Genomic DNA, 25,032 nt, shown 5'->3' with positions numbered 1-25,032 from the left:
GAATAAGTTGAAATTTGGAAACTGAACGGATTACCGGCAAGTTTACAAAAAATATGACATTCAACCTGACCATACTTGGCAGTGGTTCGGCCACGCCCGTGCCGGATCGCCATACGACCGCCCAGATTCTTTCCATTGAGGGGGATTATTTTCTGATCGACTGCGGGGAAGGCACGCAGTACCGGCTGATCGAAAACCACCTGCGGCCCGGTCGGCTCAAATATATTTTTATCAGCCACCTCCACGGCGACCACTATTTCGGGCTAGTTCCGCTTCTCTCCAGCCTGAATCTGGCCGGGCGAACCGACGATCTCTGGCTGTTCGGCCCGCGCGGCTTATGGGAAATTATTACGGTTCAGTTCCGGTATTCGGACACGAAGTTGAATTATCCAATCCATTTTCAGGAAACCGATCCACACCAGCCGACGCAGATTCTCGACCATCCGAACGTCACGGTCGAAACCATTCCACTGCAACACCGCATCGATTGCACCGGTTTTCTGTTTCGGGAGAAAAACCGCAAGCGGAAGCTCATGGCCGACAAGTTACCCGGCGATCTGCCGGTTTCGTTTTACCGGCAGTTGAAAGATGGACAGGATATTTTGGATGATTTGGGGCAGGTTTTGTACAGCGCCGAAGAATACACGCTGCCCGCGCCCCAACCCCGTTCCTACGCGTTTTGCTCCGACACCCGCTACAACGAGGCCATGTTCGACCAGATTCGCGGAGTCGATTTGCTGTACCACGAAGCCTCCTTTCTGGACGATATGGAAGCGCTGAGCGAAAAATACTTCCATTCTACCGCGCGCCAGGCGGCTCTCACAGCCAGACAGGTGGCAGCGAACCGGTTGATGATTGGTCATTTTTCGTCCCGCTACAAAGTCACCGATGAGTTTCTAGTTCAGGCGCGGGCGGTTTTCCCGGAAACGTATCTGGCGATTGAAGGACAAACGACGGAAGTCTAGCCCTGACAGCGGTCGGCGACCCTGTCAGGGGCTAAACTTTTTTTCCTAACTCCAATTTCTTGAACCGCTGACAGGGTCTCCGACCGCTATCAGGGTTTGACCACTTTCCGGTGTACAACACCTTTAGGTGTCTGGACTTTCAGGACGTAAAAACCGGATGGTAACTGGCTCGTATCCAGCGTTGATTGGTGCGTGCGGTTTTTAACCGGCTGCTCAATCAGGGTGGCGCCCGAAACGGTTGTCAACGTCAGGTTTTCAAGATACTCGCCCATTGGCAATTCGACGGTCAGTGAGGTGCTGACCGGATTGGGATAGAGTTTCAACGCATCGGACCAGGTGGGTTCAGTGCCCGTGATAGCCAGCACATTGAATTTCCGTTCCACCGGTGCGGCAGCCGCAAACTGGTCATTTCCGGCCTGAATAGCCCGCACCGTCACGACCCCCGGTTTGGTTGGCGTCAGGCGGTTTCCCGAAAGCGTGGCGGAACCGGAAACAATCTCGAAACTGACCGCCAGTTTGGAGGATGCCGTGGCCGAGAGCGTGAACGAGCCGTCGCCGTCGTACCGATCCGGAATGGCATTGAACGTGATCGTCTGGGCGGTTTTGCCGGTTTCAACCCGCGTTCCGGCCGCATACCAGACCGCCCATTTCGCGTTTTCGTACAGCGATTTTACCTCTCCTTTCGACGTCTTTTTATCCGCCTGAAGTTCCAGCGACGCCACCAGTTCCTTGTCACCATTTGCGCTTAATGTGTTGAAAATAAGCCGGTCGTCGAGCCGGGAATAGCCCGGAAAACTCAAAGTAGTGTTCGTTAAAACCGTATTCAACGTACCGGTTTTCAAATCGCCGATCCAGACTTTATAGCTATCGTCGATGGAATTGTAATAGTCGAAGGCAATGATATTCGGCGAGTTGCGGGAGAAACTCGGGTTGCCCACACTCTCGCCCTCTTCCAGGTTCTTGAAAAGCTTGATAATCTGGCCGCTGCCAAAGCCTTTATCGTCATTGTTCCAGGCGTCCAGAATGCCCACATCCCAGAATTCAATATCGGCGCCGTCGCCACTTTTCAGCTTATTGAACGCATCATAAATGAGCACTTCCCCGGCAAAATCCCACTCGAACGAATCGGCATACTCCACTTCTCCCGTCGAAATACCTTCGGCGGTTGTCGGGTTACTCAACGGAAACTGCTTCCACTTTTTCAGGTCATAACTGTACACCCAGATCGACTTGTCTTTTTCTTTGGTGAGGGCGGCAATCTTGGTTCCATCGCGCGAAATGGCCACATTGTCCCAGATCGGTTCGTCGGAAATGATCACTTCCTGGGCTGCGCCGGTCAACGTCACCGCCCGAATCCGACCATCCGCCGTTACGTAATAAGCGCCTTTTCCGTCGTCGGTAATGCTCGGACGGTGTTTCACCTCCGCCTTGATCCGCGCCGTCAGGTTGCCCGTGCTGAGGGGAGCCGTGTACAATTTCTGGTCGCCAATGCTATAGAGCAGAATCATATCCTGGCCGTTGTTGGCCGGCACATCCTTCGGTTCGTCCGGTTTTGGCGTCGTTTCTACAATCCCGACGGCGTCGAATGCGTCTTTGGCCGCTTTCGTTTCCGCGCTGTTTTCGCCGTATAAGTCCGTGGCTGAACGAATGACACCCAGCCGCAAATCCAGAAATTGTGATTTCAGCGTCAGGTATTTCGTCAGCGTGCGGTAATACACCTGCTCGGCTTTTTCCTTCCCGATTTTGGTGGCAAACAAATAGAAAGCGTAGTTCGTGATGCCGCTGTTGCCGTGAACGCCACCGTTATCGGATTTGGTCACCAGAAATTCGGCCATCGTCTTGGGCTGGTAGCCGCGCGTTCCTTTCCCGTTCTGATTCGGGTTAATGAAACTGCGCATCGCCCCCGTCGGAAATACGGTTTTCAGAACAATATCGTCACCGATCAGCCAGTCGTCCCGGTCGACCATCGCGCCGAAAACGTCCGCCATCGATTCGTTGATCGCGCCCGATTGATCCTGATAAATCAGGTTAGCGGTTTTTTCGATCACACCGTGCGTCATTTCGTGACCGGCAACGTCCAGCCCGCCCGCCAACGGCTTACACGATTTATTGCCGTTGCCATACGCCATAAACTCGCCCGACCAATACGCATTGTCCATCGGTTCGCCATCTTCCAGCACGTTCACAATCGAAACCATTGTGCCGCCTTTGCCGTCCAGCGACGTCCGTTTGTGCGTCTTTTCGTAATATTCGTAGGCTAAACCCGCATTGCCATGAGCCGAAATGGCGTTCGCCGTCCAGGTTTTGTTGTCTTTCGAAGTCACATCGTAGATCGAAAAGCTGCCATTTTCATTCTGCTTATTGCGGGCGTCGTATGTGACAATGGCCCCGACCGGTTTTTGAATCGTCGACTTTTTGGCGTCGAACATCGAGCGCGACGCATCCAGCAAATAATACGTCGATCCCGACTGATACGTCTGGAAAGTCTGCATCACGCCGTTCAAATCCTTGCCCGAAGCCTTCACGGGTCCGTCGACGCCACAGGTGTGGTTGTATTTGTTCAAAACCGCACCGGTTTGTGCGTCGATCATGTATTGCCAGCGTTCGATCATGTTCGGACGAATCGTCAGTTGATACGCCAGCGTCATTTTTTCACCTTCCGGATAAAAGCACAACGCCCCTTCCGACGGTTTCATATTGAAAATATTCTGCCCGAATGACCGCACAATCGACTCTTTTCCCACATCCTGAAACGCCCGGTCGGTCGCTTCTTTCAATGATAATCGGGGCGTTGTCGAGGCATTTTTGGCAAGTCGAAACTGTCCGTTCAGCAGTGTTACCGTGCCGTTGGTGAGGTGCGCCACCAGTTCACTGCCGTACACCGGAATGCCCTGAAAATGCTGCGCCATCCGGATGTGGGTTTGCCCCAGTTGGTCGGTTTCGGTCGTAGTGATCTCAAATTGCTCTTCCGGTTTTTCAATTTTCAGCAGCCCTTTGATCTGATTCATGAACGAAAACGCCGACATGCGGGCGCTCATCCGGGCGCCTTTGTTGGCCGAAACGGGTGAATGGTTTTCGATATAAACCGGTAGATTGGTCGCTGTATCGCGCACAATCCGCAACTTCAGCGATTGGGCATCGAACTGCGGGGATGTTACGCCCGCGGCCATCCGTGGGCTTCCTTTCCGGACCGAAGCGGTTCCTACTTCGGCATTCAGTTTTTGGGCTAAACCGGGCGTCGGAGCCTGTGTTTTGAGTTTTCGGTCAAAACCGGATTGCGGGGACTGGGCCAACGCCCCGACCGTGTACGCCAGAAATAAGGTGGATAAAATTGATTTCATGGGTGTATTTGTTGTTGGTAAAAATGAAGGATCAGGAACGTTTGGAGGCCGGAATCTGCGCCATGAACGACTGATAGAATTTAACAAATCGGGGCGGGGGCGGCTGTCGCGGGTCGCCCCAGCTTACTTTATATTCCTGCCGGTTCTTTTTCCAGCTGACAAACTGATAGCGATTGCCGGGTTGCGAAAACCGGGTCGATTTGATGCGGCAGACGGTTTCCAGTTCGTTGAAAAGGCGCCGGGTCGCTGCGGCCGTTTTTTTTCCGATTAGGGTAAAAAGTGAATCGGCATCGGTTTTTACGTACAGGTAACCGTTTTCCAGTAAATAGTATGAAGTTGAAGCGCCCGTAAAACCGCCCCCTTTGCCGACCACAATCTGGCGGTTTTTGTACGTAAATGGATACCGGGAGCCGGAGACGGTGGTTTGGGCCTCCGACGTTCCGGCTACCATTACAAGCGCAAATCCAACAAGTATTTTTTTCAACATGGTGTGGACAATTCAGACTGGAAGCGAATGTAGAAGCAAGGTGGTAATATTGCTACATTCGTACGGATGAGTCGTCAAAAATCCGTCTTGAAGTGTAGTCTATTGAGCAAACGGCTAGAAGCCTGGTGTTCTTTTTGTACAATGGCATCAACCCGGACCGTAATGGCCGGGTTCGCAGCCGCCAGATCGGTTTTTTCGCAGGTCCACGTTTACGCCCTTCCCGTTGCCCATCCGGATCGGTGCCGCCGTTGAAGGTCGTGCCGTTGTCCGACGTAAAGATGATCAGCGTGTTGTCTACCAGCTTCAGTTCTTCCAGCAGCGCCAGCACCTCGCCCACTTTTTTGTCCATGTACGTGGTCATGGCGGCATAAGTCGACCGCGGATAAGGGTTGACGCATAGCCCTTTTCGCCCTAACACGTTTTTTTCAGGGACCGTTGTTGCTCGAAAAGAAGATCTATTGCCCGCCAATCCTTTGGTTTTCAGTGTTTTCCAGATTTCGGCGATCGTCACTTTCTGATTCGGAATTCCCAATTTGGAACGGGGCCAATCGGTGCGGACAGGTTCATCCGCGGTGGATACCGCCCCGTCAATAGAGAAGCACGGGAAGGCGTGCCGGACGGCATCGTATCGACATAATTCGTCGCCCGAATGCCCAGAGCCGCCATTCGGTCCAGGAAGGCCGTGCGAATGTTGGGTTTGCCGTAACCGCTCAGGCCGGAATAGCCCAGATTGTCCGTCAGCGCAAAAATGACAATGGCGAGTAGACATGATGTGAAAAAGAAAGTTTATTCAGTCACAATCGGGGAAGATAACGCGGCAATTACACCAAAACCGGTTTCAGAGGCAGCAGCAATTGAAGGCAAAAAGATTTATACCAAATATCTTTTATAAATCTATACCAAAGGTAGATTAAAATTTTAAAAACAGCGCCAGAGTAGCGTTGCTCTGGCTTTTGCGGTTCACACATGATTGAATTCTTTCGGTCAAGCGAGGCAAAATTCAGGTACAGAAATAAAATTTGAAAAATTACAATTTGTAGTGAATACCATGCACCCATCGTTGGCTTAAGAAGACCGTTTCGATGTCGGTTAAATGAAAACAGAGGAAACTTCAGGGATAAAAACCGGTCGGCAATGCTCCAAAGTTGACTCCATCCTGCCAAAATTCGCTCCATTTTTCACGGCCAATCTCCGTCTTTTCATCGGCTTTCATCAGGCAACTTACCTCGGAAATCCGAACAATTCGGCGGTTCCGTAGTAGTTATTAGGTACCGTCTATGCCCCAATGAACAGTGAGAATTGGAAAAGAGGTTGCCGGATGAGCCTACATAAACGCCATTCAGCGTACCCATTGCAAATAAACAAGTGGCTGGTTATCAGAATTTTTCTATTCTGTCTCGTTTTAACCCCAGCGCTCCAGGCCCAGAAAACCGGTGATGCTAACCGGGTGGACAGTCTGCCGATTATCCCACAACCCGGCATCCCGGTTGACAGTATCATTGCCCGCCTGGAAAAGGGGCACACGGCGCTCAACGAAATCGGGAATCGGAACCGCCGGGGATTCAGCACCTGGCAAATCGAAAACAATCTGCCGGAAGTGCAGTCGTACCTCCAGTCGATCCGGGCCAATCTGGTCCTGTATCGCAAAGTGCATGACATGAAGAACATGCTCATGTTTCAGGTGCTGCTCGACGACATCCAGACGCAGCTCAAAAACTGGCGGGCATCCCTTTCGGGATATGAAAAAGAGTTATCCGGTATGAACGGTCAGTTGATTTCCCTGGCGCGCGATTCAACCCTGGTATTACCCACCGACAGTAGTTACCGTTCGCTGTATTTCAACTCGCTCAAGGAACTCCGGCAGCAATGGATCGAAGCCAGTAAAGCCACCAACCAAAACCTAACCCGGATCAATCAACTGCAAGCCACGGTGTCGGACGGTTATTTTGCCGCCGGTGAACTGACCAACATCGTCAACGAACGCATTCGGGAATTCAACGTCAAAATAACCGGGCCGGAAACCGACTTTATCTGGGCGATTCCGCCCACAACCGGGGCCGACGATCGCCTGGACAACCTCGTTACCCGCTCGTATGAAGGCCAGCGCGACATGCTGGCGTACTACTTCAACCGCAGCGCCGGAAACGGGATTTACATGCTGTTAATCGGAGCTGCTTTTTTTGCCTGGGTCTACCGGAGTTTCTACATCATCGACCAGCGCGGCCAACGGGAAACCGTGCGGAAAGACCTGAAACTCCGCTACCTCCACTCCATTCCGGTTTTTTCGGTGCTGGTCGTGGTCTTCAATTTTGCCCCATTTTTCGACCTGCGCCCCCCGGCGGTTTACGTTGAGCTGATGCAGTTTATCCTGTTACTGGCCCTGACGGCTCTTTTCTTCCGGAGCTGGCCCCGTCAACTGTTTCTGTACTGGCTGGCGATTGTTACGTTGTATATCCTGGTGGTCATCACCCGTTCGTCCATCATTGATCCCGGCATCTGGTTTCGGCTCTGGCTGCTGCTGCTCAATGCCGTTTCCGTCGTGTTCGGATTTTTGTTTCTGTTCCGGATCCGGCAAGCGCTGGCCCTAACCGGTTTTATCAAACAGGTTTCCATCCTCTACATCATTCTGAACGTGCTGGCCATTTTCTGCAACCTTTTCGGGCGGCTGAGTCTGGCCAAAATCTGCTCGACAGCATCCATTTACGGATTAACCCAGGCCGTGGGCTTGTTTACGATGGTTCAGATTATCAAAGAAGCTTTTGCGCTTCAGGTCGTTAGCGGGAAACTATCACAGGGTATTGCGGCCCGGTTTAATTATCCGAAACTGGAAATTGGGCTGCACCGGATATTGAGCTTCATTGCTGTGCTGGCCTGGCTGATCATTTTTACCAATAATCTGTACGTGTACAATTCCGCCTATTCGGCGGTGGAGCGGTTTCTGAGCACGGAACGAACAGTGGGCAGTACCCAGTTTACCTGGGGTAACATTGTGCTGTTCTTCATCGTGTTGTACCTGTCCAATGCCTTGCGGAAATACATCGGGTATTTTTTTGGAGAAACGGAAGACGAGATTGGATCGGCCATCAATACAGTAGATTCCCGGCTGGTGATCATCCGGCTTTTTATGCTCATCGGCGGATTTCTGTTCGCCATTGTGGCCTCCGGTATTGGGCTGGACAAAGTGACGGTCATCGTCGGGGCGCTGGGTGTCGGAATTGGCCTGGGTCTGCAAACCATTGTTAACAACCTGGTTTCGGGTATCATTCTCATTTTCGATAAGCCATTCCAGATTGGCGATTTCATTGAGATTGCCAACAAAAAAGGACGGGTCAAAAACATTGGCATCCGCTCAAGCCGCCTGCTAACGACTGAAGGCTCGGAGGTGATTATTCCAAACGGCGATCTGCTCTCGGGTCAGGTCATCAACTGGACCATCAACCACAAAGCCAAACGCATTGAGCTAACGATAAAAACCGATGCCGAACACGAACTCAGCGACTTGAAAAAGCTGATCAAGGAAGAAATTGCGAAACATCCGACGACCGTCAAGCGCCAGCAGCCCGAGATTTTCCTGGCGACGATTACCGCCGACACCATCGAACTGAAAGTCCGGGTCTGGATCAACTCCGTCAACAAAGAAGACCAGTTTCGGAGTGAAATGTTGCTGAACCTCTACCGCCGGTTCAAGGAAGCAGGTATTCGAATGATGTGAGGATTTTCGTACAGACAACCTTATCAAAGCCCGAGTCGCAACTCCGGCTTCCGGGTGTAAGCGTCTGAACGTTTCTCCGATTAATTATAGAAAGGCCGGATTCCCTTGCCGGCAATTGAGCGGGATTGCCGATGTGGCGATTGAACCGGCGGTTTTGATTCGGACAACCGCGGTTACCGGTGGTTTTCTCCTCCAATTTTGTGGCACGGTTCTACCCGGGCTGCGACGGGCTGCGCTTGATCCAGCGATACGCGGCAACCGAATTCTTCCAGAAGTATTTCTCGGCTACGGTTCGGCCTCTGGCATTGAAGTATTCACTCACCAGCTTCAACCCAGCCTGATACGGCAACCAATGGTCGCTGTTTGGCCAATCGCTGCCATACAGCAACCGGTCTTCACCAAAGATGCCGAAAAGCTCGTCCAGCCGTTCCCGGTAAAAACCGGGCGATTGCGGAATCGTTCCGTCTACCCGGCGCAACACTTCCGAAATCTTCACATAAACCTGGGGTCTCTGGCCCAACACCTTCAGATTAGCTTCGTACGCTTTCCGGGCCGAAGCCTCCGGCGGAGGGGTCAATTGTGGAAGGTGATCGATGACGATCCGCAGATTCGGGACTTTATCCGTCACCCGCACAATGGCCGCCAGCAGAGCAGGATTCGGATTTGCCGTGTCCAGGGTTAGTCCCGCTTGTGCCAGCAGGTCGAGATCCTCAAAAAACGCGGGATTCGACAGGTTGCCGGGCAGGTCATGATCCCAGAGATTTCCGTTCCGAATACCGCGAAACAGCGGATTGCGCCGAAAACGTTCGAGCTGCTGACGAAAAACCGGTTGGCCCGGCTCCAGATTGCCCACGGTTCCAACGATGACCTTATTCGTAGCCGCGATATCAAGGACCCACTGGTTGTCTTCCAGCCAGGGGCTGGCTTCCACCACAATAGCGCCTACCACGTTGAGCGGTTCCGCAATCTTGCGGTAACGGTCCGGAAGCGCGGGCTGGAACAGCAATGTATCGTTTTTTGACGGCCAGGGTACGCCCTGCGAACGGGTTGTGTCGAAGAGGTGAATGTGGGTGTCAATGATCGGAATGGCGGTTTCGGCCGACCAACTCAATGAGGAAAGCCCCGTCGCAGTGGAAGCACCAGCGGCCAGGGCAAGAAAATTTCTTCGGTTCATCGTACAGAAACGATCGGGAAAGGTTGATCCGGTATGACTTACCGGCCGGAATCATTTTTCAGGTATCGAAACGAATTAAAAGTAGCAATTAAATCCGTTTGCCGATGAGGAGGTAAGTTAAAAACCGGTAAAGAGTTCACGGTTTTTAACTTGGGAAGGTTGGTTTACCCCTATTTTACACATCCTCAGAACCGATACCTGCCTCCCAATAACCCGCTTTTCTAATTACTGTTTTGAACGTCATCATTTCGAATACCTCTTTTGTTTTTCTTGATGGAGTCTTTCAACTTTCCAAATTTGTAGTTCAGAGTGAGGTTAAATGTGCGGAAAAAATCCCGGCGGATATCCTGTTGATTGAAGTTCGGGCCGAAGGTTTCCCGGCGCGCATTTCGAAATTTGGTAAACGGATTATTGACGGCCGCCGAGAAAGACACTTTGTCCTTGAAAAGATCCTTACTCGCACTCCATGAGGAGCTTACCATGGAGTTGGTTGTGCCTTGTATGTTGATATTCGGACCCAGCATTGTCAGGTTTCCATTCACTCGCCAGCCGTTCGGCAGTTTGTAGCCGGTTGATACATTGGCCTGGTACATCACGCCCTCATTGGAAACCGCCTGACCATTTACGACGCCGGAGACCCGGCCATGGGCAACCCGGGAGTTGAGACTGAAATTCCAATTTTTGGTAATGGGATAATTGGCGGTTAGCAGCACCATGAACAACCGCGCACGTCCCGTATTTCCGAAAGTAGCCCTCGTAATGTTGGTCTCCGGATCAAAAACCGCTACCGGCATGATCATATCGCGAAAGTTGGTATAGCCAATACCCACGTTCACGGAGCCTTTTTTCGACTTCGCATAGCCTACCTGAAAATCGTTCACAAAAGCGGGGCGTAAGGCCGGGCTGCCGGAACGCTCAAAATTGGGGTTTGATCGGTCAACAAAAGGATTGAGCTGGTAGATGCCGGGACGCTGAATACGCTGGGTATAGCCAAAATTGACCCCCGCATTGTTTTTCAGTTTACGGTTGATGGCCAGCGACGGAACCACGTTGAAATATGTCTGATCGACTTTGGAATCCGTGGAAATAAAATCGGCCCGGACGATGGTCTGTTCAATCCGGGCTCCTGCTTTCAGCCCCCATTTTTTGAACGTATACTGATACGTATTATAGGCTCCGAAAACGTTTTGCGTATAGGTGAACCGATTGCTTCTGGATAAATCCGGATTGAACGTAGTGCTTTCTGAGTTAAACGATTCAAATCGAAAATCACTGCTGTTATCACGCATGATCGCTTTCAATCCCGCTTCGATGTTGAGTTTTTTAACCGGATACACATAATCCACCTGCATGGTTTGTTCAGAAAATTGCTGGTCGTTGAACTGGCGGTAATCGGGTAGATCGAAATTGACCCGATCGGTCATGGCGACATTTCCTTTTTGGTTATTGGTAAAACCGTAATACCGGTACGATAGCGTCAAAAGCCGGTTTTTGTCCGCTTTCGCACTCCGTTGATAGTTCAATGCAGCGTCCATTCCGCGGCCATTATCCCGGCTTTGGTTATCGACCTGATAGTGTTCCAGAATTTCAGTGTCGGCATTCAGAAGGGAATTCTGGAAGGTAAAACCGTTTCCCCTGCTGCCGTTGATGTTAAACTGCGCACTGACCAGGTTGAGCGTATCGATTTCGTAACTGATTTCGTAGCCCAGGTAGCCACTGTAATTCGAGTTTCGGGTGATGCCGTTTTGGAAAAGATGGGTCGGATTCGTCCCTCTGGTATCGCGCTGGGACGACGTGCGGATATCCGGCGTCCGATACTGATTTCCCCCGGTCATGAAGGTCATCCCGAGTTTGCCGAATTTGGCCGAAAATGTGCCGCCTAATCCCGGGCCACCTACCGGAAAACGTTCGCTTGCGTTAATCGTACCGCTGTATCCGTTATCGACATTTTTGTGCGTAATAATATTGATAATGCCCGCCAGGCCTTCCGCGTCGTACTTCGCCGGTGGCGTTGTTATTACTTCAATCCGTTCAATCGACGATGCTGGCATGGTCCGCAGGATGTCGCGGTAATTTCGCTCCATCATGCTGGACAGTTTCCCATTAATCAGGATCCTGAAATCCGAATTTCCTTTGAGGTAAACGTTGTTATCCGCATCCACAGACAATAGCGGGACTTTTCGCATCATTTCCAAGGCATTAAAGACCTTGTTTTCGGGATCGGCCTGCATGTCGTAGGTGATGCGGTCCACTTCCTGCTTTACAATCGGTTTAATCGCCGTAATTTTCACTTCTTTCAGGCCAATCGTCACTGGAGCGAGTTCGATTTTGCCCAGATTAACCGCTGGTCGGGTAGTGTCGGACAAATCCACCGGAATCATTTTCTGCTTATATCCAACACCAGCGAACACGACCACGTAGTTACCCGGTTTCAAACGGTCGAGTACAAACGAACCGTCCGTCTTGGTAAAATCCGCTCTGACCGCCACCTTCTGGTCAGTGAGCAGATTGATCGTAATGTAGTCCATCACTTTTTTATCGACCGAATCGGCTACGATACCGCTGATTCGTCCCCCGGCGGGTAATTGGGCAACTGAGGTTGCGCAGAGGAAGCCACAGGCCAGGAGAGATAGAAGACGAAGGAGTATAGATTTCATATTTGTTGTTTAAGGTTTACCGACACAAAAAGGCATAAAAATCCCGTTAAGAGATTTGGTCTCTTTTAAAATAAGCCCCTGGTAAATAGACTAGTAACGAACCCGAGGAAACACTAAACCGCAGTCAAATGATCATAACGAAGGTATAAGAAGGTACTTTGCAATGCAAGGTACCTTCATAAAATTATGAGATTTTGTGATGAGTGGTAGTATATTTAGACGGCTGGTTGTCTATTGCTTTTTGAGTCGTCGCCCCTGAACGGGACCAGGAACGGCTACCTTATTGAACCCGAACCAGCTGAACCCCGAATACCGGACGACCATCGGTCGTAATGCCCTGGATCACCACGCGCAATGTCCGCACCACGTCCGACAGCGGAAAACGTACCTGGCTATGTCCTTGCCCGTCGGTTTGCATGATTGGTTTCCAGTACAATACGTCCCGGTAATCGACGGTTCCGGAAAGGGTGCCGGTCGCTCCTTCCGTATCATAGCGTGGTACATAAAATTCGCGCTGCACCGACGGAAAACCAATGAACTGAACCGGCGTCATTCCTGCTTGGGGTTTCGCGCTCCCCTGCCTGGACCGTGCGCTTTTGGTGTAAAAAGCAATTACGCCATTACCTCCCCGCACCCCATACATTCCAGCCGTACCTCCATTTTTCAGCAATTCGATCCGTTCGATATCACTTGAATTGAATTGCATCAAAGCGGATCCATCAGGATCCTGAATGGGCACACCATCCATTAAATACAAGGGTTGCATGCCACTTTTGAAACTACCCACCCCCCTTACAAATACTTTATAGCTACGCGCCTGCGCAGCTCCTTCGCGCGTGACGGTCACGCCCGCCAATCGTCCCTGAATCATTTCATACAGATTCGTGTAGGTTGGCGATTTCTCATCGAAAAGAAGAACCGCGTCCGCCTTATTATGCAAACTCCGCCGTTGGATATCCTCGGGTCTCTCCTCCTTTTTTTGCGCCCGAACCGTTACTTCTTCCAACACTTTCACCGTTTTATCGCGGTAAAAATCGGCATTTGCTTCCTGCCTTATGCGGGCCGCTTCCAGTTGAGCGCGCAATGTCGACCAATTGGGCGCCCCCATTAGGTTACCCGATTCCCATCCCTTGCCGGGCCCTTCCTGCACCAGAAAGGCTTCCTGGGCAGAAATACTTTTTAATCGACGATCAGTGAGTTGGGTCATTAATTGTACCGTATCGGTAATGGACAACCCCGCTAGCCGAAACCGCCCCTGTTCGTCAGCTCCCACCGATTTTACAAACGATTGCCCTGCTGCCGTCGACGCCATCATAATTTGCGCTCCCGGTATGGGCTGGTTTTTCGCATTCAAAATACGACCGCTGAGCGACACCCCACCGAGCGAGTCCGTCGAGCTCGTGCCACTCACCCGTCGCCAGCCCTGGGTCAGCAGCAGGTCGTCCAGTGCCTGACGGGTTTCGGCAGCGTGATTCTCTACGTATTGGTTGGGATTTTCGACATGCCCCCGAAGCTCTCCCGTTAGCAACAAGTGGGCTCGCAACGTGGCGTTGGCGGTGTCATCGGGTACTTGGCCCGCATCGGTAACCGACGCCGATAAAGCGGCTACCGCCGGTGCTCCGTTATCGCTCAGATTAATGCTGAGCATCACCTGCTCGCGGGGTTGGTACCGTTTTTTATTGAACCCCATCAACACCCGAACCGGCGCCATGAATTCAGGCACAAAAACCAATCGCTCGGCCTGCGGTTGCCCAAAGGCATCGAACAGGGTGATTTGCGCCAGGCCTGGCAACCAGTTCATGATGGGCAGGCTTATTTTTGCCACCCCATTTTGCCGGAGGATTTTTCGCTGTTCAATTACCCGACCGTGTTGTTGAATCAGGATATAAACCGAGTCGATACCGACCCGGTTAGCACTCAGGATCGTCAATCCCAGCCGGTTTGTATCGCTGACTGCATCGACAGAAAGCAATTGCCCATCGGTCTCGGGTTTGGGCAGCGAAACACGTTGTGGCTGGTTTTTATACGTAACCTCGGCGTAATACGTCCGCTGCGGCTGTGGCTCCATCTTCACACTAGTCATCCCCTGCCCATTGGTCTTGAAACGAACGACTTCAGCTCCCAAGTCGTCGACAATCCGTCCCGGGGTGGATAAGCCATGTCCGTTGGGTTGTACTATTTTTACGCCCAAACGCGCTGGTAAGCCCGTAATCCAGCGCCCACCTTCCGGCAAAACCTGAATGTCTACCTGCTGAGGGACCGAATCCGCAGGCATTGACAAACCGTTCCGCGACAGATTATAAATCGCCACAGACCGCTCGAAAGCCGGGCGTCGCTGGAGGTCGTCTTCATCGGTGTAAGCACGAAGGCGATACGTCCCCGTTGTGAGCGTATCCGACAGACGGAAATTGCCCTGGCCACGTCCGTCAACGATACGGACCCACTGGTGCTGCACGAGTTTCCCCGTGGCGGAAAGCAGGTCGACATGCAGGGCTGTTTGGCCAGCGGCTCGCTGGTAACTAGCCGCGTCGAGTAAATATGTACTCATCCAGAGCTGATCACCGGTGGCGTAAACGGGTTTATCGATGTGCACAAACAAGGCAGGTGCCAGCACCTTGAAGCGCTCATTGAAGGCGGCACTGGTACGTTCCAGATAAGCGTCAGGTGGTGCGAGTTTCCCCTGAGTAGCCAACGGACCGTTTGGCAGCAACTCTTTTTCCGACTCCTTCCCGTTACCGTCGGGTTTCCAGTCGGCGGGCAACATTGTCGACAGCCGGTCATTCCCCATTGAGCCTTTCGCTTCCATTCCTTCAGGCATCGTAATCACCCCGTTGACGGTGATCTGCATCTGACCGCTCGGCAATTTCATTTCTGTGTAGGCGTAACGAGCATCGGGATAGGGCGAGAAAACCGAGTACGCATTCGTATAGAATACGATCAGTTTCATGGGCGAAACCAATCGGCGTTCGGACGATAATCGACCGGGTTGAATCAAAGTAGAGACCTGAACCGGGATCAGACGCTTATAATCGCTAACCGCAGCAGCCAGTGTGATGGAACGACGTTCGAGGGGCATCGGTTTTGTGCCATCTTCCTGATAAACCAGAAAGCCAGCTTCCTTGAATGTATTGTCAATCAGACTCGCCATCAAGTGCCTGATCGACCCCTGGTAAGCAATCAGCCGGTTACGCCAAAACCGGTTGGCCTGCCGATCATTCTCGGGTTTTAATTCTTCAAAACGGGCCGTGCCTGCCGAAAAAACATTGCCTGACGAAGCAGCATCGAAATGTTGCAACGCATAAATCAGTCGATATCCCAGTGCCTGATTATCAATAATTAACGGTTCGCTTGCCGTCGCAAACAGGTGATCTTTATCTTCCTTGAAATTGAGAGCTTCGCTGTTTACCAGCTGACACTGCCCACCAAACGGCTCACCGAAGAGTAGCTTTTTAAATTGACGCAGATGCCGTTCCCAATCTTTCGGATTGGCCCGTACGGTTACGGCGTCCAGCATCTGTTCACTTTCTTTCAGCTGAAAATTGGCTTTTTGCGGAGCTGTATTATCAAATCGGATTTTCTGCGTAGCAGGCTGATAACCAACAAATGAAACGGCTATTTCAACCGTACCCAGTGGCACGCTGGTCAATGTATAATACCCCTTTTCGTCGGTGACTGCCCCCCGCGTTGATCCATTTACGTAGACATTGGCTAAGGGCATGGGTTTTCCCGTTACAGCATCCGTTACGTAGCCGGTCAATACGGCTGTTGTTTGTCCCTGAGCCAGCAGGGGGAATTCTAGAAGCAGAACGGCAGTGATCCAGCCGATGAAGAGTGCGCAACGCATAGTTAGTCAATTACCCGCTCTATAAGGAACTGCGAAACGTAATTATACTTATGGTTAAACCATTTCATGAAACCGATTACTAACTAAAAAATGCCTACGGGCAGGGTTCATGGGAAAGATAGGACTGCCAGAATCACATCGGTACGGCCAGCAAGCAGCGGATGGCTGCGGGTGTCCTGGTGTCGGTCTAAACAAAACCCGGTTGGCAATCTCCCTTCTATCTTGGACTCCTACGGGCTTCGGGAAATTGCATTTGTGAGGTAGTTGGCCCTATATTTCGCCTTCTATTCATTCGTCATTCGATCAATTTATTTTCATTTCATGCATTTCAATACCTGGAACCTCCTGTTTACGGGTATGGTTAGTTCAATTTTGTTGCTAAACCTGGTTCAGTGGAACATTTACCGTGAGCGTGTATATGGTTTTTATGCGCTCTATATGCTTGCCTGGCTGGTTTATTTCAGCCTGCGAATCAACAGCTTTAACGCTTCCATATCGGCAAACACCCAAAATTTTGTACGTGCCACGGCTCCCATATTTGCCTATGCGGTATACTTCAACTTTATTGATTCGCTGCTGCAACTCCGCCGGACAATTCCCCGCTTGCTGCACTTATTCGAATGGACCCGGATCATTATTCTGGGCTACATACTTCTAATGAGTGTTGTCTGTTTTGCTGATGGGTTCGAAGCGGTCTACAACCCGGCCCACACGCTCATTCGCCTGCTGGTGATTGGACTGGCAGCCTACGCCATTCCCAAAATCAGTCGGTTGCAGGGCGTCATACCACGCTATTTAGCACTGGGTTCCAGCTTGTTGCTGGTTGGTGCCATTGCCTCCATGCTCATGACCACAGGGCAATTTTATAAGATCAACCCCGACTCATTCCTGTTTTCGCCATTATCCTACCTGGAATTTGGCATTCTGGGCGAGCTGATCTGCTTTTCGTTGCTTCTCGGCTATAGCCAACGACAGGGTGCGATCAAGAGTGCCATTGTTGAACAGGAACTGGCCCGCGAACGCGAGAAGCACCAGCGGGAACAGATCGAAGTCGAGCTGGTGACCGAAAAACTAAGGCAGCAAATGTCGGTTGTCCAAATGAAGGCCCTGCGCTCGCAGATGAACCCCCATTTTTTTTATAACTCACTGAATGCCATCCGATTGTTTGTTTTACAGAACGATAGCGACAATGCAGACAAGTTTTTAGTGAAGTTTTCACGGCTCATGCGGCTCATCCTGGAAAATTCAAGGCAAGAGTGGGTTCCTTTGGTCAATGAACTTGAACAGTTGCAGTTGTATCTAGAGTTAGAGCAACTTCGCTTCGGGAATAAATTTAATTTTTCCATTGAAGCTGACCCTACCCTCTCAAAAGAACCGGTGTCGATTCCGCCCATGATTATCCAGCCTTACATTGAAAATGCGATTCTGCACGGTATCGCGTATAAAAAAAGCCGGGGTAACATCACCGTTTGCATCCAGCGCAATACTCGAGGACTGGCCTGCAGCGTTGAAGATGATGGTGTCGGACGGAAAAGGGCGGGTGAACTGAAGAGCAAAACCGTATCCTCGCATACGAGTGTGGGTCTGAAAGTGACCGAAGAACGGCTGCAGCTTATTGGCCAGCAAACCGGCCAGCCTACCCAGGTCATCATTCATGATAAAGTAAATGCCGAACAGGAACCGACCGGCACCAAAGTCGAGATTTATCTACCCATGATGTAGTGTCTTTTTATTACATCGATTGTTGACCCGGCTTCTTCAACCTATGGGCAAAGCCTATTTCCTCGTTCTTTATTAAACACTCTCAATTTTACCTGAAGTAGATGACCAGGTTGTCAGCTATCGCACAGGACTTTATCTTCACCCGGCACCGTTGCGGGCAAGCACCTGGCCGCATCTTACCTTGAAATATAATAGTGATGAACAAAACAACCCGGTTTCAAGGCGAAACCGGGTGTAACTATTTTTCTGTTAAGATGATTTTGTATGCAATGATAGCCAATCTTTCATTAATATCATAAATTCTTCATTTTTATAATACAAATATTGGATTAAATTTGCAAATAATCCGTCTACCTATCGTATAGTTGTAGTATGAAATTCGGATTTTCCCCGAATAACCGGAAATCACGCTCAAAGGTCACTTAGTACTCATTCATTTAAACAGCAAATAACATGCATTTCCTCATCGAAAATGTACCTCAGTTCGACAACCAGTTCCAGTTCCGGTTAATGAATAACGCGAAGGAGTCGATTCTGGTCAGCAGATTGTTTACTTCCAAAGAAATCTGCCACATGGCAATCAGTGCGACCCGTCGGGCGGGTGTTGAGGTTGACAACTACCCGATCTGGGATTTGCCCGGAAATATCCGGTTCAATCTGTTTGTGGCGAGGGACTGTCTTTTGATCGGCGCAATCCGTTACAAAACCATTGAAGAACGAGATCAGGCGATACAGACCGTAGCCAATGGAATTGCGCAGGCAACAACCCGCGATCAGACGTTTGACCTACCGTTAGCCGCCTGATTGAAAACGGACGTCATTGAACCGGTAAGACTTCACGAAATAAAACAGGTGCAGATAGTGGACCTGTCTGCGGGCGAGCCAAAATACCAAAACCGGGTAAATGTCGAAGTGCCGAGAACTACCGGGAAGTTAGTAGCGTCATATCCGCTGGAAAAAGGGGCGGTTCCATTTGATTTTCAATTATTTTTCAACCAATTTCAAACCCGTTCAAAACGGTTTCCTGATGACTCGCCCGGGTGACGGCTTACAACCCGTTTTCAACACCTGCCATGACTAAATTAAAAACGCCGGTACTTTCCCTGCTGGCATTGCTGTGGATGTTCGCTGCGGTGGCTCAAACGGGCTTACCGGCTTCGCAATCCGACAAAACCCTGTACGGCAACAACCCCAATGTAGGTAAATACGCCGACATCCGGGGTTTCAAAATGTATTACGAAGTGTATGGAACCGGAAAACCACTGCTTTTCATCCACTGCAACGGGGGTTCCATCAGCAGTTTCAAAAACCAGATTCCCTATTTCGCCAAAAATTACAAGCTGATTCTGGTCGACAGCCGGGCGCAAGGCAAATCAATCGACCCAAGTGATTCGCTCTCCTACGAAATGATGACCGACGACATCAATGCGTTACTCAACAAGCTTCGGGTGGATTCATGTTACGTTATCGGCTGGAGTGACGGCGGAATCAATGGACTCCTGCTGGCAATGCGGCATCCCGAAAAAGTAAAAAAACTGGCCATAACGGGAGCCAACTTATGGCCAGATACAACGGCCCTTGAACCCACTATTTTTCAGTGGATTGTCGCTTCCAACGACAGTCTGGGCCGATTGACCCAATCGCCGGATGTAAAAGCGCAAAAAAAACTGTTTAACCTGATGGTGTTCAATCCGCACATCTCAACGGAAGACCTTAAAAAAGTACAATGTCCGACCCTGGTAATCGGAGGAGATAACGACGTGATTCTACCCAAACATACCCAGCTCATTGCCGAGGCTCTTCCGCAATCGAAACTCTGGATTTTACCCAATTCCGGCCACTCAACCCTCATCCGGTACAAAGATCAATTCAACCAGGTCGTCGGAGAATTTTTCAAAACCCCCTTTCGAAAAGTAAAAGGTCTCTCCCAACTCGAATAGGCCTCTGTCCGGGTCAGAAACGAGGTCTTCAACGATCTGCCACCCGGTTTCTTCCCGGATCGGGAGACTGTTGGCGGGTACGCAGCCCGGCCATTCCCGGCGCATCACCGAACGAATGTCACCGACCCGGACCGTCCTAAGCGGTTGGTTTTTCGGTCGGCGTTCATTTAAACAGCCTATATCCTCTCCTTCACCCCCTTCCAGGGGTTTATCCGCTGGGAATGGTTACATCGAACTGAAATTTCAGATTGTTTGTACCGGAATAGCAAACCCGCCCATATAACTATAAATTTAGTAGTTAACTTACGGTTAAAATCTGATAAAAATACCTATTTCCATTTGTGCAATTTATCCCCAAATACGATAAATTTTATTCACTAACCAAGACAATTTTGCACCAAAATCATAAAATTGGTCATGCAAATGAAATTTTGCTTTTTCAGCTTTTCGCGAAATATATTTTAATGTAACTTGCACTTCCAACGGAAAAACAGTAGTATCTACACTAATTCCTACTTTTTCTTTAAGTTGTTTGTAAAGCAACTTTTTTGCCATTTTTTCAATAACAAAACCACAAACGAGTTTACGCCGATGTCTTCTTCTAACGCACCGCAACAGGGCCTATACCGGTCCGAGTTTGAACACGACGCCTGTGGAATTGGATTTGTCGCGCACGTGAAAGGTCGCAAGTCTCACCAGATAGTGGAAGACGCCCTGACGATGCTGACGCGCATGGATCACCGGGGTGCGGTTGGATACGAGCCCAACACGGGCGACGGCGCCGGAATTTTGATTCAGATACCGCACGAGTTGTTCGTTGATGAGTGTCGGAAACTGAGTTTCTCCCTGCCATCGGCCGGTGACTACGGCGTTGGGATGATTTACATGCCCAAAGACGACCGTTTGCGCAAGGAATGCCGCGATATCCTCAACCGAACCATCAAAAAACTGAACCTGGAGCTGATTGGCTACCGGGTCGTTCCCGTCGACTCGTCGGACCTGGGTAACGGTTCCCGCTCGGTCGAGCCGATTATGGAACAAGTCTTTATTAAAAAACCGGAAACCCTTTCTGCCGACGAATTTGAGCGTAAACTTTACATCATCCGTAACTACAGCAGCCGGATTATTAATGAAACCGTAACCGGTCTGAACAACAGTTTTTACTACTCCTCGCTATCGAGCCGGGTCATAACGTATAAGGGTCAGTTAACCACGAAGCAACTCCGCGATTATTTTCCGGATCTGCAGCGCGAAGAATTGGTTTCGGCCCTGGGCGTAGTGCACTCCCGATTTTCGACCAATACGTTTCCTTCCTGGCAACTGGCGCAGCCGTTCCGTTACATCGCCCACAATGGTGAAATCAATACCGTAAAAGGCAACGTCAACTGGATGAAAACGGCGGAAGCCATGCTCGAATCCAAGCTGTTTACGCCGGAAGAACTGGCGATGCTGCGCCCGATCTGTAACCTGAACCAGTCGGATTCGGCCAACCTCGACAACGCCATCGAACTGCTGGTGATGTCAGGCCGGTCATTGCCGCACGTGATGATGATGCTGGTGCCGGAAGCCTGGGACGGCAACGAAAGCATGGACCCCGAGCGGCATGCTTTTTACGAATACCACGCGGCCATTATGGAGCCCTGGGACGGCCCCGCGTCGATTTCGTTTACAGACGGACGCATCGTCGGTGCCACGCTCGACCGAAACGGTTTGCGTCCTTCCCGTTACTGGGTGACGGACGAGGACGTGGTTATTATGGCGTCAGAAGCGGGTGTGAATGACATCGATCCGGCACGTGTCGTTAAAAAAGGCCGCTTGCAACCGGGCCGCATGTTTGTGGTCGATATGCAGCAGGGCCGCATCATTAGTGATGAAGAAGTGAAATCCGACATCTGCTCGCGGCAACCGTACAAGCAGTGGCTGGATGAATATAAAATCAAGATTTCCGACCTGCCCAAACCAGTCCGCACGTTCAGTCACATGCGGAAACAGGACATTACGCAGCGTCAGCAGGCATTTGGATTTACGTCGGAAGATTTGCGGATGATTCTGGCCCCAATGGCCGAAACCGGTCTGGAAGCATTGGGATCAATGGGAACGGATTCACCCCTGGCCATTCTGTCGGACCAGAGTCAGCACCTCGCCAATTACTTCAAGCAACTGTTTGCGCAGGTCACCAACCCGCCCATTGACTCGATTCGGGAACGGGCCATCATGTCGCTGATTTCGTTCGTAGGTGCCACGGGCAATTTGCTCGAAGAAAAACCGGATCATTGCCGACAGATTGAGCTGACGCAACCGGTTCTGACCATCGAAGAGTTCGATAAGTTGCGGTTTGTGGATAAAAACCACTTCCAGGCCAAAACCATCAATACGTATTTCCGGGCCGACAATGGAACCAGTCTCGAACGTGCACTGGAGCGCATTTGTCGCTACGCGGAAGACGCCATCGATGACGGTTTTGAAATCATCATCCTGTCCGACCGGGCCATCGATTCTGACCACGCCCCAATTCCATCGCTGCTGGCGACCTCGGCCATTCACCATCACCTGATTCGTCAGGGATTGCGCGGAAAAGTGGGTATTCTGGTCGAAGCCGGTGACGTGTGGGAAACGCACCATTACGCGACCCTGATTGGTTACGGTGCCTCGGGTATTAACCCGTACATGGCCTTCGAAACCATTACGGACATGAAGGAACACGGCCTGATTCAATCCGACTATCCGGTCGAAAAACTGCATCAGAATTACATCAAAGCGGTCAACAAGGAATTGCTCAAGATCTTCTCGAAAATGGGCATTTCAACGCTTCAGTCGTACCAGGGTGCCATGATTTTCGAGTGCCTGGGTTTGAACAAGGAGGTAGTTGATCATTATTTTACGGGTACGATTTCCCGAATCGGCGGGATGGGTCTGGAGCAGATCGGCCGCGAGATTCTGGTGCGTCACCGCCGGGCATTCCCCGAAAACAACGTGCTGACGCCCCGACTGGAAGTGGGTGGGGTGTACCAATGGAAACAACGCGGGGAAGCGCATATTTTCACCCCCGACACGATTCACCTGCTCCAGCAGGCAACGCGGAAGAACGACTACCAGATTTACAAAAAATACGCCAACCTGATCGACGATCAGACCCGTAAAGCCCTGACGCTACGCGGCTTGATGAAATTCAAGAAAGGCACACCGGTTCCGATTGAAGAGGTGGAGCCGATCGAAAGTATTTTCACCCGGTTTGCGACCGGCGCCATGTCGTTTGGTTCGATTTCGTGGGAAGCCCACACCACCCTGGCGATTGCCATGAACCGCATCGGCGGCAAAAGCAATTCTGGCGAAGGGGGTGAAGACGAACTGCGCTATACGTTGCTGCCCAACGGTGATAACATGAATTCGGGCATCAAACAGGTGGCTTCGGGTCGGTTTGGTGTCACCAGTCATTATTTGACGAACGCCCGCGAACTGCAAATCAAAATGGCGCAGGGTGCCAAGCCCGGTGAAGGAGGTCAGTTGCCCGGTCACAAAGTCGACGACTGGATTGGTCGTACCCGCCATTCAACACCGGGCGTGGGGTTGATTTCGCCCCCACCCCACCACGATATTTATTCGATCGAGGATTTGGCGCAGTTGATCTTCGACCTCAAAAATGCCAACCGGGCGGCCCGCATCAGTGTCAAACTGGTGTCGGAAGCCGGGGTTGGAACGATTGCAGCCGGGGTTGCCAAAGCCCACGCCGACCACATCCTGATTTCGGGACATGACGGCGGAACCGGCGCGTCACCGCTGAGTTCGATCCGCCACGCCGGTTTGCCCTGGGAACTTGGGCTGGCCGAAACACATCAGACACTGGTTCGCAACAAACTGCGCGGACGCGTAACGGTGCAAACCGACGGACAAATCCGGACCGGCCGCGACCTGGCGATTGCCGCACTGCTGGGGGCCGAAGAATTTGGTGTGGCTACGGCTGCGCTGGTCACCGTGGGCTGTATCATGATGCGGAAATGTCACCTCAATACCTGCCCGGTCGGTGTTGCGACCCAGAACAAGGATCTGCGGGCGTTGTTCAGCGGAAAACCGGAACACGTTGTAAATATGTTTACGTTCCTGGCGACCGAACTGCGCGAGATTATGGCGGAACTTGGTTTCCGGACAATCAACGAAATGGTTGGTCAGTCGCAGATGCTCGAAATGCGGAAAGATATCAAGCACTGGAAATACGAGCACGTCGATCTGGGTGCGGTTTTGTTCAAAGACAGCAGCAACCTGGACGTCGCATTTTACAAGCAGGAAGATCAGGATCACGGCATGACCGACATTCTGGATTGGGAACTCCTCAAAGTTGGTAAACCAGCGATTGAAACCGGTGAATCGGTGTATGCCGAATACCCGATCATCAACCTGAACCGGGCGGTTGGTACGGTTTTATCGAACGAAATCTCCAAAGTATACGCCGGAAAAGGTTTACCCGAAGGTACGATTCACTTCAAATTCCGGGGAACCGCTGGTCAGAGCTTCGGTGCGTTTAACACCCACGGTATCAAACTTGAACTGGAAGGCGACGCCAACGATTATTTCGGCAAAGGTCTCTGCGGAGCGCAATTAATCGTGTATCCCGATCGCATGGCACCGTTCAAACCGGAAGAAAACAGCATTGTTGGGAACGTATCGTTCTACGGCGCAACCTCCGGTGAAGCTTACATCCGTGGTATGGCGGGTGAGCGGTTCTGTGTCCGGAATTCCGGAGCCAAAGTGGTGGTCGAAGGCGTCGGTGATCACGGCCTGGAATACATGACGGGCGGTCTGGTGGTTATTCTGGGTTCTGTCGGACGGAATTTCGCGGCCGGTATGTCCGGTGGTGTCGCTTACGTCTGGGATCAGGAAGGTGATTTTGCCTCGAAAGTCAACGGCGAAATGGTTACCCTCGAAAAACTGGACGACGAAGACGTGTCGATCGTGAAGGAATTTGTCGAAAAACACTTCCAGTATACGACCAGCAACGTCGCTCTGCAACTGATCCAGGATTGGGACAACCTTATTAAACAATTTGTGAAGGTAATGCCGAGCGATTTCCGCAAGGCCCTGGCCGGTCGCGGCATTTCGCTCGCCGATCAGATCCGCGACAAAAATGTGGTGTACCAGGACATCGTAGTCGATGTAGCTCACGGCTAATCAACCCGTTTTCTTTGTAATTTTGCT

Annotated in this window: 15 protein-coding genes; 7 read left to right on the top strand and 8 right to left on the bottom strand. The window is 51.1% G+C overall.

Going from position 1 to position 25,032, the window contains the following annotated elements; all coding sequences use genetic code 11:
- The first annotated feature begins 53 nt into the window (after positions 1 to 53).
- Complete coding sequence (locus tag EHT25_RS01175; protein WP_124869405.1) at positions 54 to 965, top strand: ribonuclease Z; 912 nt, start codon at positions 54 to 56, stop codon at positions 963 to 965.
- Between the two features lie 89 nt (positions 966 to 1,054).
- Here the strand turns inward: EHT25_RS01175 and EHT25_RS01170 are convergent, their stop codons facing one another.
- Genes EHT25_RS01170 through EHT25_RS33405 form a run of 4 tightly spaced genes read right to left on the bottom strand, consistent with a single transcriptional unit; the run spans position 1,055 to position 5,534 of the window.
- Complete coding sequence (locus EHT25_RS01170; protein WP_124869402.1) at positions 1,055 to 4,306, bottom strand: M4 family metallopeptidase; 3,252 nt, start codon at positions 4,304 to 4,306, stop codon at positions 1,055 to 1,057.
- A 31-nt stretch (positions 4,307 to 4,337) separates the two neighbouring features.
- Positions 4,338 to 4,793: an FAD-binding oxidoreductase gene (locus tag EHT25_RS01165; RefSeq protein WP_124869399.1), complete on the bottom strand. Its 456-nt coding sequence runs from the start codon at positions 4,791 to 4,793 to the stop codon at positions 4,338 to 4,340.
- A 52-nt stretch (positions 4,794 to 4,845) separates the two neighbouring features.
- Positions 4,846 to 5,325 (bottom strand): sulfatase-like hydrolase/transferase, encoded by a 480-nt coding sequence (locus EHT25_RS32895; RefSeq protein ID WP_229311395.1) that lies wholly within the window; start codon positions 5,323 to 5,325, stop codon positions 4,846 to 4,848.
- Entirely contained in the window at positions 5,301 to 5,534 is a 234-nt protein-coding gene (locus tag EHT25_RS33405; RefSeq protein ID WP_374756153.1) for a sulfatase-like hydrolase/transferase, read from the bottom strand. Before EHT25_RS33405 ends, EHT25_RS32895 begins: the two co-directional genes overlap by 25 nt.
- 706 nt (positions 5,535 to 6,240) lie before the next feature.
- Between EHT25_RS33405 and EHT25_RS01155 the strand changes: the two genes are divergently transcribed.
- Complete coding sequence (locus EHT25_RS01155; RefSeq protein WP_185731249.1) at positions 6,241 to 8,505, top strand: mechanosensitive ion channel family protein; 2,265 nt, start codon at positions 6,241 to 6,243, stop codon at positions 8,503 to 8,505.
- A gap of 211 nt (positions 8,506 to 8,716) precedes the next feature.
- Here EHT25_RS01155 and EHT25_RS01150 read toward each other — a convergent pair whose 3' ends face one another.
- From EHT25_RS01150 to EHT25_RS01140, 3 genes are all read right to left on the bottom strand, one after another.
- Positions 8,717 to 9,679, bottom strand: a complete 963-nt coding sequence (locus EHT25_RS01150) for an amidohydrolase family protein (RefSeq protein ID WP_124869393.1) — start codon at positions 9,677 to 9,679, stop codon at positions 8,717 to 8,719.
- A 221-nt stretch (positions 9,680 to 9,900) separates the two neighbouring features.
- Positions 9,901 to 12,336, bottom strand: a complete 2,436-nt coding sequence (locus EHT25_RS01145; protein ID WP_124869390.1) for a TonB-dependent receptor — start codon at positions 12,334 to 12,336, stop codon at positions 9,901 to 9,903.
- Positions 12,337 to 12,616: 280 nt separating this feature from the next.
- A complete protein-coding gene (locus tag EHT25_RS01140) occupies positions 12,617 to 16,180 on the bottom strand; it encodes a carboxypeptidase-like regulatory domain-containing protein (protein ID WP_124869388.1) in 3,564 nt (1,187 codons plus the stop codon).
- Positions 16,181 to 16,501: 321 nt separating this feature from the next.
- Here EHT25_RS01140 and EHT25_RS01135 point away from each other — a divergent pair, with 321 nt between their 5' ends.
- From EHT25_RS01135 to EHT25_RS01120, 4 genes are all read left to right on the top strand, one after another.
- A complete protein-coding gene (locus EHT25_RS01135) occupies positions 16,502 to 17,902 on the top strand; it encodes a sensor histidine kinase (protein ID WP_124869385.1) in 1,401 nt (466 codons plus the stop codon).
- Positions 17,903 to 18,355: 453 nt separating this feature from the next.
- On the top strand, positions 18,356 to 18,706 hold the full coding sequence (locus tag EHT25_RS01130; RefSeq protein ID WP_124869382.1) for a hypothetical protein: 351 nt from the start codon (positions 18,356 to 18,358) through the stop codon (positions 18,704 to 18,706).
- Positions 18,707 to 18,946, top strand: coding sequence for a hypothetical protein (locus tag EHT25_RS32890; protein ID WP_124869379.1), 240 nt, complete (start codon positions 18,707 to 18,709; stop codon positions 18,944 to 18,946). It abuts the gene before it with no gap.
- Between the two features lie 29 nt (positions 18,947 to 18,975).
- Positions 18,976 to 19,842 carry an alpha/beta fold hydrolase gene (locus tag EHT25_RS01120; RefSeq protein ID WP_124869376.1) on the top strand — a complete coding sequence of 289 codons (867 nt, stop codon included), beginning with the start codon at positions 18,976 to 18,978 and terminating at the stop codon, positions 19,840 to 19,842.
- Between the two features lie 348 nt (positions 19,843 to 20,190).
- Here EHT25_RS01120 and EHT25_RS01115 read toward each other — a convergent pair whose 3' ends face one another.
- The gene (locus tag EHT25_RS01115; protein ID WP_124869373.1) at positions 20,191 to 20,397 is read right to left on the bottom strand and encodes a hypothetical protein; all 207 of its coding nucleotides are present in this window, start codon (positions 20,395 to 20,397) and stop codon (positions 20,191 to 20,193) included.
- A 36-nt stretch (positions 20,398 to 20,433) separates the two neighbouring features.
- Here EHT25_RS01115 and gltB point away from each other — a divergent pair, with 36 nt between their 5' ends.
- Complete coding sequence (gene gltB / locus EHT25_RS01110; RefSeq protein ID WP_124869370.1) at positions 20,434 to 25,005, top strand: glutamate synthase large subunit; 4,572 nt, start codon at positions 20,434 to 20,436, stop codon at positions 25,003 to 25,005.
- The last annotated feature ends 27 nt before the right edge of the window (positions 25,006 to 25,032 follow it).

The organism is Larkinella rosea (assembly GCF_003858635.1).
Taxonomy (GTDB): Bacteria; Bacteroidota; Bacteroidia; order Cytophagales; family Spirosomataceae; genus Larkinella; species Larkinella rosea.
Note: the sequence above shows the minus strand (reverse complement) of the source record. Positions and strands in the feature narration are given on the sequence as shown.

Bases quoted from the DNA above. Each gene is read 5' to 3' on its own strand.
- EHT25_RS01130 (WP_124869382.1), top strand. From the start codon at position 18,356: ATGCATTTCCTCATCGAAAATGTACCTCAGTTCGACAACCAGTTCCAG.
- EHT25_RS01145 (WP_124869390.1), bottom strand. From the start codon at position 12,336: ATGAAATCTATACTCCTTCGTCTTCTATCTCTCCTGGCCTGTGGCTTC.
- EHT25_RS01115 (WP_124869373.1), bottom strand. From the start codon at position 20,397: ATGGCAAAAAAGTTGCTTTACAAACAACTTAAAGAAAAAGTAGGAATT.
- gltB (WP_124869370.1), top strand. From the start codon at position 20,434: ATGTCTTCTTCTAACGCACCGCAACAGGGCCTATACCGGTCCGAGTTT.
- EHT25_RS01165 (WP_124869399.1), bottom strand. From the start codon at position 4,793: ATGTTGAAAAAAATACTTGTTGGATTTGCGCTTGTAATGGTAGCCGGA.
- EHT25_RS01170 (WP_124869402.1), bottom strand. From the start codon at position 4,306: ATGAAATCAATTTTATCCACCTTATTTCTGGCGTACACGGTCGGGGCG.
- EHT25_RS01175 (WP_124869405.1), top strand. From the start codon at position 54: ATGACATTCAACCTGACCATACTTGGCAGTGGTTCGGCCACGCCCGTG.
- EHT25_RS01135 (WP_124869385.1), top strand. From the start codon at position 16,502: ATGCATTTCAATACCTGGAACCTCCTGTTTACGGGTATGGTTAGTTCA.
- EHT25_RS01150 (WP_124869393.1), bottom strand. From the start codon at position 9,679: ATGAACCGAAGAAATTTTCTTGCCCTGGCCGCTGGTGCTTCCACTGCG.
- EHT25_RS01120 (WP_124869376.1), top strand. From the start codon at position 18,976: ATGACTAAATTAAAAACGCCGGTACTTTCCCTGCTGGCATTGCTGTGG.
- EHT25_RS01140 (WP_124869388.1), bottom strand. From the start codon at position 16,180: ATGCGTTGCGCACTCTTCATCGGCTGGATCACTGCCGTTCTGCTTCTA.